We start from the raw sequence: 9,254 nt of genomic DNA on the forward strand, positions 1-9,254 counted from the left end.
ATGCTTGGCCAGATCGCCTATGCCTTGCCCTTCCTGGCCCAGGGTTTTGCCGTGACGCTATGGGTGTCGCTGCTGGTCGTGGTGTTGTCGCTCGTCGCTGGCGTGATGATGGGCGTCGGCCTTGTCTATGGCCCGGCTCCGCTGCGCTGGGCAGTGCGCATTTTCAGCGATACCATTCGCGGCATTCCGATCCTGGTGCTCATCTTCTTCGTCTATTACGGCCTGCCTGCCGTCGGCCTCCATCTGGAATCCTTCTGGGCAGCCGTGCTGGCGCTCACCCTGTTCAAGACGGCGCAGGTCATCGAGTATCTGCGCGGTGCGGTCGGTTCCATACCGAAGGGGCAGTCCGAAGCGGCGATGGCGATCGGGCTGACCTTTCGCCAGCGACTGGCCTATGTCATCTTCCCGCAAGCGTTCAGGCGTTTCCTGCCGCCATGGATCAATGGCGTCACCGATGCGGTGAAGGGCAGCGCGCTGGTCTCGCTGCTCGGCATCACCGACCTGATGCACGCCATCAACCAGGTCATCGGCCGCACCTACGAAGCGATGCCGCTCTACATCCTCGGCGCGGTCATCTATTTCGCCGTCAATTACGCGCTCTCCCTGGCCAGCCGACGGTTGGAGCGGCGTTTCTCCTTCATCCGGGAATAGCAAGATGCCCATCGCCCCGCCCGCCAATCCGGCGCTTCTCGCTGTCTCCGAGGTTTCCAAATCCTTTGGATCCGTCGCGGTCCTGCGCTCCGTCAGCCTGCAGGTGACGCGCGGGGAGGTGGTGACTGTCATCGGGCCTTCCGGCAGCGGCAAGACCACGCTGCTGCGCTGCGTCAACTTCCTGGAGAGCTACGACAGCGGCTCCATCCGCATCGACGGCAAGGAGGTCGGCTTTCGCGACACGGGAACACGCCAGCGCCGCAGCGAGCGCGACCTGGCGAAGATGCGGGCCGAAACCGGGATGGTGTTCCAGAGTTTCAATCTGTTTCCGCATCTGACGGCGGCCGGCAACATCATGCTTGGCCTGCGCAAGGTGCGCGGCAAGAGCAGTACCGAGGCCCGCGCCATTGCCGAGCACTGGCTCGGCCGGGTCGGCCTTGCCCACAAGGCCGACAGCCTGCCGGCCGAGCTTTCCGGCGGCCAGCAGCAGCGTGTCGGCATCGCCCGCGCGGTGGCGATGGAGCCAAAAATCCTGCTTCTTGACGAGATAACCTCCGCGCTCGACCCGGAACTCGTCGGCGAGGTGCTCGAAGTCGTCCGCAGCCTGGCCGAGGACGGCATGACGATGGTGATGGTCACGCACGAGATGGCCTTTGCCCGCGATGCCTCGAGCCGAATCATCTTCATGGCAGATGGCGGCGTCAGCGCCGCAGGCCCGCCCGCCGAGATTCTGGGCGCGGAGATCGACAATGAGCGTCTCCGCAGTTTCCTGGCGCGGTTCCGTGCCTCGCATTTCTGACATCGGACGGCGAAAGCTGTCGCAAAGGAGCCTTTTCATGACGCCTTACATCCGGCTTGCCGAATTGGGCCTGACGCTGCCCGAGCCGCCGATGCCGATCGCCAACTTCGTCACGCACGCCGAAAGCGGACGGCTGATCTTCCTCTCCGGCCAAGGGCCGTTGCGCGCCGACGGCACGCTTTGCACCGGCAAGGTCGGCGAGGACGTCACGGTTGAAGAGGCCTATAAGCATGCCCGTCTCACCGGTCTGAACCTGCTCGCCGTCATGCACGCTGCGGCAGGCGACCTCGGCCGTATCGTGCGCGTCGTCAAGCTGCTTGGCTTCGTCAACGCGATCCCGACCTTCAGCGACCATCCGCAGGTGGTGAATGGCTGTTCCGATCTTTTCGCCGCTGTCTTTGATAGTATCGGCGGGCACGCCCGTTCGGCGATCGGTGTCGGCTCCCTGCCGGGCAACATCACCGTGGAAATCGAGGCGGTCGTCGAGATCGCCGCCTGAAATCTACCAATGGGACCTTTAGAGATGAAAACCTATTCCGCGAACGGCTCCAACACGACAATCCGCGAACGGCTCGGCCTTCGCCCGATCATCAATGTCTCCGGCACGATGACGGCACTCGGCGCCTCGATCATCGTCCCGGAAGCGATCGCCGCCATGTCGGAAATCGCCTCGCAGTGGGTGGAGATGGACGATCTGCAGCGCGCTGCAAGCACGGTTGTCGCGCGCCTCACCGGCGGTGAGGCCGGCTTCATCACGGCGTGCTGCGCCAGCGGCATCACCATGGCCATTGCCGGCACGATGACCGGCACCAACCTTCTGGCGATCGAGCGGCTGCCGGACGACACCGAAGGCCTCAAGTCCGAGGTCATCGTCCAACTCGGCCACATCGTCAATTACGGCGCGCCGATCGACCAGTCGATCCGGCTCGCCGGGGCAAGGACCGTACCGGCCGGTACGGTCAGCGTGACTCAGGATTATCATGTGCGCGAGGCGATCCGCGACCGCACCGCAGCAGGCCTCTATGTCGTTGCCCATCACACGGTGCAATACGGCATGCTCTCGCTCGAGGAGTTCTGCGAGATCTGCCACGCCAAAGGCGTCCCGGTGATCGTCGACGCCGCCTCCGAATACGATTTGCGCGGCTTTCTCGCGCGCGGCGCCGACATCGTCGTCTATAGCGGACACAAATTCCTCTCGGGACCGACAAGCGGCATCGTCACCGGGCGCAAGGATCTGGTGCGCGCCGCCTATCTGCAGGTCCGTGGCGTTGCGCGGGCGATGAAGGTCGGCAAGGAAAGCATCGCCGGCACCATGGCCGCACTGGAGGCCTGGGAGCGGCGCGATCATGCTGGCATCCGCAAGCGGGAAGAAGCGGCGCTCGATCTGTGGAAGGACGCATTGCAGGGCCTGCCGGGCATCGCCGCGCATGTCATTCCCGATCCGACCGGTAATCCGCTCGACCGCCTGCAGGTGTTTGTTACGGCTGAGAGCAGGTTCACCGCCGCCGGCCTTGCGTCGGCGCTGGCGGCCGGTTCGCCTCCCATTATAGTGCGCAACCACGAAGTCGAGCGCGGGCATTTCTTCCTCGATCCATGCAATCTTCATCCCGGCGAGGCGGAAATCGTCGCCGAACGCCTGCGGGCCGTGTTGAGCGCGGCCGAGCGTCCGGCGGATGCGATGAAGGCAGCCCGCAAGGATAGCGCCGGCGCCTTGCGCTGGCCGGATTAGGTAATGATGGCGCCTCGCGCCAGAACGCTTGCGCAGAGGCAGCGCATCCTTGCCGTCGAACCCGAATTCCGCTAAGGCGCGCCTTTGCCGCCGGGAGCACAAGATTGGACGATCACCGCGCCGACGTCGCCATCATCATGGGCAGCCAGTCCGACTGGGCGACGATGCGCCACTCCGCCGAAACGCTGGAGGCGCTGGGCATCCCGCACAAGCGGCTGATCGTCTCGGCTCATCGCACCCCCGACCGGCTCTATGACTTCGCCAAGGGCGCCAAGGCGGCCGGCTTTCGGGTGATCATCGCCGGCGCCGGCGGTGCGGCACACCTGCCCGGCATGACGGCGGCGATGACGCCGCTCCCGGTTTTTGGCGTGCCGGTGGAATCGAAGGCGCTTTCCGGACAGGACTCGCTGCTCTCCATCGTGCAGATGCCGGCCGGCATTCCGGTCGGCACGCTGGCCATCGGCAAGGCGGGCGCCACCAATGCCGCCCTTCTGGCTGCGGCCGTGCTGGCGCTGACCGACGAAAAGCTCGCCGCCCGGCTCGATGCCTGGCGCACCGCCCAGACCGCCAAGGTCGCCGCCGAGCCCACGGACACGCCATGAGCCTGGCCGCCGGATCGACCATCGGCATCATCGGTGGCGGCCAGCTCGGCCGCATGCTGGCGATGGCCGCGGCGCGCCTCGGCTACCGCACGGTCGTGCTGGAGCCGCAGCCGGATTGTCCGGCGGCACAGGTCGCCAACCGCCAGATCACTGCCGCTTATGACGACACGGCCGCGCTCGCCGAACTGGCTGCAGTCAGCGCCGTCGTCACCTACGAGTTCGAGAACGTTCCAGTCATGGCCGCCAGCGCGCTTGCCGTCACGGTGCCCGTCTACCCGCCGGCGCGCGCGCTGGAAGTAGCGCAGGACCGGGTGGCGGAGAAGAAATTCCTCAACGGCATCGGCATTCCCACCGCTGATTTCTGCCCCGTCGACAATGACGACGAATTGACGGCGGCGCTGAAAAAGTTCGACGGCAGCGGCATATTGAAGACGCGACGCATGGGCTATGACGGCAAGGGCCAGCGCGTGTTCCGCAGTATGGAAACAGGGGGCTTTGCCGGCACCTGCGAGGCAATGGGCAACGTGCCGCTGGTCCTCGAATCCTTCGTCGCCTTCGAACGCGAGATTTCGGTGATCGCGGCGCGCGGCATGGACGGTTCGCTCGCCGCCTACGATCCGGCAGAAAACATCCACCGCAGCGGCATCCTGCACAGCTCGACCCTGCCGGCCAGGATAGGGTCCGAAACCGCCGCTGCAGCGCAGGCGGCGGCAGCAGAAATACTCGCCGCGCTCGACTATGTCGGCGTCATCGGCATCGAGTTCTTTGTCCTTGCCGACGGCGCGCTGCTGGCCAATGAGATCGCGCCGCGTGTTCACAATTCCGGCCACTGGACGGAAGCCGCCTGCCTCGTCTCGCAGTTCGAGCAGCACATTCGCGCCGTCGCCGGCCTGCCGTTGGGAAACCCCGGCCGCCATTTTGACTGCGTCATGGAAAACCTGATCGGCGACGATATCCTGCGCGTCCCGGCCCTGCTCGTGGAGCCCGATCTGATGCTGCATCTCTATGGCAAGGCCGAGGCACGTCCCGGCCGCAAGATGGGCCATTTTACGCGAATGAGCCGCCACCATTGAGGCTATTGGACGGCGCCGCTCCAATGCCGTCGATAGGGCAGAAACTCAAACTCCGCCACATGCTTGGTTGACACGGGCAAGGCTCCTCGTTTATGAGCCACGCACAAGTTGAGAGGCGCGCTTTCCGAGCGCGCCTTAATAATTCGGCCCAAGCGGGCCCAGACCGACGGGCAAGACCATGAAGATCAAGAATTCGCTCAAGGCGCTCAAGGCGCGTCACCGCGACAACCAGCTGGTTCGCCGCAAGGGCCGCGTGTACATCATCAACAAGACCGCTCCGCGCTACAAGGCGCGCCAGGGCTGAGCCTTTTCGCGTTGGGGGCGCCTGCCTCCGCGCCTGCATGATGTACCGCATCGATCCAAAAATCGGAATCGATTTTCGGAAAGCACGATGCCAGGAATTCAAAATGCTGGAACGGCCTTTACGCGTCCAAAAGGACGCGTGGCGCTCTAATACCGGCCTGCCGGCCCTTTCACGCTAAATTCAGTTTGACGATCCGCTGTCCGGGGTTAGATTCCGGTCATGCGGATTCATTTTGCATTCTTCGCGGCGCTTTTTCTTTTCGGTGTCGCCCCGCTTCCGGCTCAAGCGGAAGACCCGGTCACCCCTCCGGTTGCCACGACCAGGGAGGAAAGGCTCGACCAGCTGTTTGTCGACCTGAAGCGCGAGCTCAATGAAAAAGCCGCCGAGCGCATCGCGGCGCGCATCTCGCACGAGTGGTCGCAATCCGGCAGCGCCTCGATCGACCTGATGATGCAATGGTCGCAAAAGGCGGCCGAAGACAAGAAGTTCGACGTGGCGCTCGACTTCCTCGACCAGGTGGTGACGTTGCAACCGGCCTATGCCGAAGGCTGGAACCGGCGCGCCACCGTGCATTTCATGATGAATAACTTTGGGAAATCGATGGCGGACATCGACCGCACGCTGCAGCTCGAGCCGCGCCATTTCGGCGCGCTGTCCGGCCTGGCGCAGATCATGGCGGTAACCGGCCACAAGCAGTCGGCGCTGGAAGCCTGGCAGCGCGTGCTCAGCATCTATCCGATGATGCGCAGCGCCCAGGATCAGGTCGGCACGCTTTCGGAAGAACTTGCCGGCGAAGGGATCTGAATTCCCAGTTGGCGGACAATTCCACTTAAGTGAAAGTCTTTTTAGCTAGACTGTGAACTAATTTCGCTCCGGTCCGTACCTCTCTCCATGAACCCGATCTACGCCGCGCTCGCCTTCCTCCTGGCGCTTGTGTTCACCTTTGCAGGTGTCACCCGCGCCGGTTCATGGCTGATCGAGCGCCGCAATCCGCCGATCGGCGACTTCGCGGATGTAAACGGTGCCCGCATCCACTACGTTCACATTCCGGCCGGGGAAAACGCCGAACTGCCGCCGATCGTCTTTATCCACGGCGCCAGCGCCAATCTCAGGGATCAGATGCTGCCGTTGAGGCCCTTGCTGGAAGGCCGTGCCGAGATGCTGTTCTTCGACCGCCCGGGTGCAGGCTGGTCGGCGCGCGGCCCCGGCAACAACGAGACCCCATCGGCACAGGCCAGCACCATCGCAGCGCTGATGGACCATCTCGGCATCAGGAAAGCCATCATCGCCGGCCATTCCTTCGGCGGCTCGGTGACCACCGCCTTCGGCCGCGAGCATCCCGACAAGACGCTCGGCCTGGTGTTCATGGCGCCTGCCACCCATCCCTGGCCGGGCGGCGCGACCGCCTGGTACTACAATTTGACGACCATTCCGATCGTCGGCCGGCTTTTTTCCGAAACGCTGACCTATCCGTCGGGAACGCTGCAGATGAATGCCGCCACCGCCTGCGTCTTTGCCCCCAACAAGGTGCCGGACTTCTATGTCGCCGAGGTCGCGATCCCGCTGGTGCTTCGGCCGAACGCCTTTCGTGCCAACGCCACCGATGTCGCCGGGCTTTATCGCTACACGCTCGATGCCGCACCGCACTACCGCGATATCAAGGCGCCGACTGTGGTCATCTCGGGCGACCGCGACAAGGTGGTCTATGCAACGATCCATTCGGTCGGCCTCGTCCGCGATATCGCCGGGGCCGAACTGGTCTGGGTCCGCAATCTCGGCCACAAGCCAGACTGGATAGCACCCGATGTCGTTGTCGGCGCGATCGAAAAGGTCGCCGGCAGGGACGTGGACCTCCAGGCAATGGCGAAGGCCGTGGAAATCAGGATTGCCGGCGACACCTACGGTGCCGGCAAATGCGCCGACATCAAAGCCCCGGACGCCGAACTCGCGCCAATTTAGAGCAACCGAAATCATTCGAAGCGACGGCCAAGCCTAGCGGCGGGCCTGCACGTCCGATCCGACATAGGCGATGCGCAGCATGTTGGTGGAGCCGGGCGTCCTCAACGGCACGCCGGCGGTGATGATGACCCGGTCGCCGGGCTTGCCGAACCCCTCGTCCAAAGCGATGCGGCAGGCGCGGTCGACCATGTCGTCTAGGTCGATGGCGTCGGGCGAGACGACGCAATGCGTGCCCCACAAAAGCGATAGCCGCCGCGCCGTGTTGACGATCGGCGACAGGGCGACGATCGGCACCTGCGGCCGCTCGCGCGCGGCGCGCAGGCCGGTCGTGCCGGACGCCGTATAGCTGATGATCGCTGACAGTTTCAGCGTCTCGGCGATTTCGCGGGCGGCAAGCGAAATGGCGTCGGCGCCGGTCGCTTCCGGCTCCGAGCGCTGCGCATTGATGATGCCGGCATAGGTCGGGTCGGTTTCGACCTTGCTGGCGATGCGGTTCATCATCGCCACCGCCTCGACCGGGTAGGCGCCGGCCGCGGATTCGGCCGAGAGCATGATGGCGTCGGCGCCTTCGAACACGGCGATCGAGACGTCCGACACCTCGGCGCGGGTCGGCACCGGCGCGGTGATCATCGATTCCAGCATCTGCGTGGCGATCACCACCGGCTTGCCGGCGCGGCGCGCGGCGCGGGTGATCTGCTTCTGGATGCCGGGCACGGCTTCGAGCGGCATTTCGACGCCGAGATCGCCGCGGGCAACCATCAGTGCGTCCGAAAGTTCGATGATCTCGGCCAGCCTGGCGACGGCTTGCGGCTTTTCGATCTTGGCCATGATCAGCGCCCGGCCGCGCGCGATCTTGCGCGCTTCCGCCAAATCCTCCGGCCGCTGCACGAACGACAGCGCCACCCAGTCGACGCCGGTGGCCAGCACAGCATCGAGATCGCTGCGGTCCTTTTCGGTCAGCGCGCCGACCGGCAGGTCGGTGTCGGGCAGGCTGACGCCCTTCTTGTCGGAGATGCTGGTGCCGGCGACGACGGTGCAGACGATCGCCTGTCCGTCGCTCTCCACCGCCTTCAGCTCGAGCTTGCCGTCGTCGATCAAAAGACGGTGACCGGCCTCGACCGATCTCAGGATTTCCGGATGGGGCAGATAGACCCTGGTCGAGTTGCCGGGCTCGGGATTGTCGTCGAGCGTGAAGGTCTGGCCGAGTGTCAGCGTCTCCTTCCCGTTGGCAAACTTGCCGACCCGAAGCTTGGGTCCCTGCAGGTCGGCGAGAATGCCGATCGGCCGGCCGACCGCTTTCTCGACGGTGCGGATGCGACCGACAAGTGTGCGCATCAATTCATGATCGGTGTGGCTCATATTGATGCGAAACACGTCGGCGCCGGCTTCGAAAAGCTTCTTCAGCATGTCCTCGGAGGAGGAGGCCGGACCGATGGTGGCGAGTATCTTGACCTTGCGGCTGCGTCTCATTGACTGTTTGTTCCCGGAGCGGCTGGAACGCCCCCCGTTGCGGGGTCATCGGTCAGCTGGACCATCCAGCTTGCCTGCTCGCCCGTGTCATATTCCTGGAATCCGGCGCGCTGGAAGCCCCGGGCGACGCAATCGCTAACGCCGGCGATCTTGAACTCTTTTTCGGCCACGCACATGTTGATCGGACCATCCCAGCGCCCGCCGCGCTCGGCGTCTTCTGCATAAAGATAGTAAAATCTTGATGACAGCGGGCCCTCGATCAGCGTCTTGCAGCTCGAACCCTCGATGTGCCACCAGCCTTCGGTGATCCAGCCGGCCTTGGCGCGATAGCCGATGCCGACGCCGACCAGGTTCTGCGTGGCGTTGCAGACACGGAAATCGGCGCGCGCCGGCGAGGCAGCAACCATCGCGGCGAGGCCAACGGCGAAGGTCAGGAACGGCATGGCGAAGGCATAGGGCACACGCGGCCTGCCGGCGGAACCCATCCTGAAACCTCTCAAGAACCACATTTGCATCTCTCAACGCCCCTTTTCGGAAAAGTCCGGGCGCGTGTCAACGCGCCCTCCCGCTCAATTCCAATCGATTTAGAAAGGCTTCGGCGCACGGCCAGTCGCCTTCTGCCAGATTTCCGCAGAAACCGTGGCCAAACGACGGCATTGCGTAATCG

Annotated in this window: 11 protein-coding genes; 9 read left to right on the forward strand and 2 right to left on the reverse strand. The window is 64.3% G+C overall.

Features of this window, described 5'->3' with window-relative positions:
- The 9 genes from AC0L2C_RS17835 (at nucleotide 1) to AC0L2C_RS17875 (ending at nucleotide 7,117) form a co-directional block, all read left to right on the forward strand.
- Complete coding sequence (locus AC0L2C_RS17835) at nucleotides 1-651, forward strand: amino acid ABC transporter permease (protein ID WP_077380470.1); 651 nt, start codon at nucleotides 1-3, stop codon at nucleotides 649-651.
- A 4-nt stretch (nucleotides 652-655) separates the two neighbouring features.
- Nucleotides 656-1,450: an amino acid ABC transporter ATP-binding protein gene (locus AC0L2C_RS17840; protein WP_287238281.1), complete on the forward strand. Its 795-nt coding sequence runs from the start codon at nucleotides 656-658 to the stop codon at nucleotides 1,448-1,450.
- Between the two features lie 37 nt (nucleotides 1,451-1,487).
- Nucleotides 1,488-1,949, forward strand: a complete 462-nt coding sequence (locus AC0L2C_RS17845) for a RidA family protein (RefSeq protein WP_287238282.1) — start codon at nucleotides 1,488-1,490, stop codon at nucleotides 1,947-1,949.
- Nucleotides 1,950-1,973: 24 nt separating this feature from the next.
- Nucleotides 1,974-3,179 (forward strand): aminotransferase class V-fold PLP-dependent enzyme, encoded by a 1,206-nt coding sequence (locus tag AC0L2C_RS17850; protein ID WP_031254066.1) that lies wholly within the window; start codon nucleotides 1,974-1,976, stop codon nucleotides 3,177-3,179.
- Nucleotides 3,180-3,283: 104 nt separating this feature from the next.
- A complete protein-coding gene (purE, locus tag AC0L2C_RS17855) occupies nucleotides 3,284-3,781 on the forward strand; it encodes a 5-(carboxyamino)imidazole ribonucleotide mutase (RefSeq protein ID WP_287238283.1) in 498 nt (165 codons plus the stop codon).
- Nucleotides 3,778-4,854, forward strand: a complete 1,077-nt coding sequence (locus tag AC0L2C_RS17860; protein ID WP_473524011.1) for a 5-(carboxyamino)imidazole ribonucleotide synthase — start codon at nucleotides 3,778-3,780, stop codon at nucleotides 4,852-4,854. The genes purE and AC0L2C_RS17860 overlap by 4 nt, the downstream gene beginning before the upstream one ends.
- A 178-nt stretch (nucleotides 4,855-5,032) precedes the next feature.
- Nucleotides 5,033-5,158, forward strand: coding sequence for a type B 50S ribosomal protein L36 (ykgO, locus tag AC0L2C_RS17865; RefSeq protein ID WP_006327841.1), 126 nt, complete (start codon nucleotides 5,033-5,035; stop codon nucleotides 5,156-5,158).
- Between the two features lie 219 nt (nucleotides 5,159-5,377).
- Nucleotides 5,378-5,962, forward strand: a complete 585-nt coding sequence (locus tag AC0L2C_RS17870) for a tetratricopeptide repeat protein (RefSeq protein ID WP_023797025.1) — start codon at nucleotides 5,378-5,380, stop codon at nucleotides 5,960-5,962.
- 87 nt (nucleotides 5,963-6,049) lie between these two features.
- Nucleotides 6,050-7,117, forward strand: coding sequence for an alpha/beta fold hydrolase (locus AC0L2C_RS17875; protein ID WP_473524012.1), 1,068 nt, complete (start codon nucleotides 6,050-6,052; stop codon nucleotides 7,115-7,117).
- A gap of 33 nt (nucleotides 7,118-7,150) precedes the next feature.
- On the opposite strand, the gene pyk is transcribed toward AC0L2C_RS17875, so the two are convergent.
- Nucleotides 7,151-8,587: a pyruvate kinase gene (gene pyk, locus AC0L2C_RS17880; RefSeq protein ID WP_023797023.1), complete on the reverse strand. Its 1,437-nt coding sequence runs from the start codon at nucleotides 8,585-8,587 to the stop codon at nucleotides 7,151-7,153.
- Nucleotides 8,584-9,072, reverse strand: a complete 489-nt coding sequence (locus tag AC0L2C_RS17885; protein WP_473524019.1) for a DUF1036 domain-containing protein — start codon at nucleotides 9,070-9,072, stop codon at nucleotides 8,584-8,586. Before AC0L2C_RS17885 ends, pyk begins: the two co-directional genes overlap by 4 nt.
- Nucleotides 9,073-9,254: the final 182 nt, after the last annotated feature.

Source organism: Mesorhizobium sp. WSM4845, from assembly GCF_055811455.1.

Excerpts from the sequence above, each read along its gene's own strand:
- AC0L2C_RS17845 (WP_287238282.1), top strand. The coding sequence starts at position 1,488 with ATGACGCCTTACATCCGGCTTGCCGAATTGGGCCTGACGCTGCCCGAG.
- AC0L2C_RS17840 (WP_287238281.1), top strand. The coding sequence starts at position 656 with ATGCCCATCGCCCCGCCCGCCAATCCGGCGCTTCTCGCTGTCTCCGAG.
- AC0L2C_RS17860 (WP_473524011.1), top strand. The coding sequence starts at position 3,778 with ATGAGCCTGGCCGCCGGATCGACCATCGGCATCATCGGTGGCGGCCAG.
- AC0L2C_RS17850 (WP_031254066.1), top strand. The coding sequence starts at position 1,974 with ATGAAAACCTATTCCGCGAACGGCTCCAACACGACAATCCGCGAACGG.
- AC0L2C_RS17835 (WP_077380470.1), top strand. The coding sequence starts at position 1 with ATGCTTGGCCAGATCGCCTATGCCTTGCCCTTCCTGGCCCAGGGTTTT.
- AC0L2C_RS17885 (WP_473524019.1), bottom strand. The coding sequence starts at position 9,072 with ATGGGTTCCGCCGGCAGGCCGCGTGTGCCCTATGCCTTCGCCATGCCG.
- AC0L2C_RS17875 (WP_473524012.1), top strand. The coding sequence starts at position 6,050 with ATGAACCCGATCTACGCCGCGCTCGCCTTCCTCCTGGCGCTTGTGTTC.
- AC0L2C_RS17870 (WP_023797025.1), top strand. The coding sequence starts at position 5,378 with ATGCGGATTCATTTTGCATTCTTCGCGGCGCTTTTTCTTTTCGGTGTC.
- pyk (WP_023797023.1), bottom strand. The coding sequence starts at position 8,587 with ATGAGACGCAGCCGCAAGGTCAAGATACTCGCCACCATCGGTCCGGCC.
- ykgO (WP_006327841.1), top strand. The coding sequence starts at position 5,033 with ATGAAGATCAAGAATTCGCTCAAGGCGCTCAAGGCGCGTCACCGCGAC.